Origin of the sequence: Salipiger sp. IMCC34102 (assembly GCF_004145405.1) — a bacterium.
GTDB lineage: Bacteria > Pseudomonadota > Alphaproteobacteria > Rhodobacterales > Rhodobacteraceae > Loktanella.
In genome coordinates, this window is the sequence record NZ_SELQ01000040.1 from 1 (window position 1) to 255 (window position 255).

The 255-nt window shown below is 69.8% G+C and carries 1 protein-coding gene; it reads left to right on the top strand.

Annotation, left to right across the window (positions count from 1 at the left end; translation table 11 throughout):
* On the top strand, window positions 1-255 hold a 255-nt coding region (locus EU805_RS17315; protein WP_370318231.1), incomplete at both ends, for a molybdopterin-dependent oxidoreductase.

Sequence of the window (255 nt, forward strand, 5' to 3'; positions counted from 1 at the left end):
GCACGCAGGCGCTCGGCTTCGACCGCGCGGCGCTGATGGACCTGCCCGCCACGACGATCCGCACCAGCACGATCTGGACCGACGGCGTCCACGAGTTCACCGGCGTGGCGCTGTCGGACCTCGTGGAACTGCTCGAGGTCGACGGCGGCACCCTGCTTGCCACCGCGATCAACGACTACACCGTCGAGATCCCCGTCAGCGACGCCGTCGAGGGCGGCCCGATCATCGCCTACCAGATGGACGGCGCCGAGATGC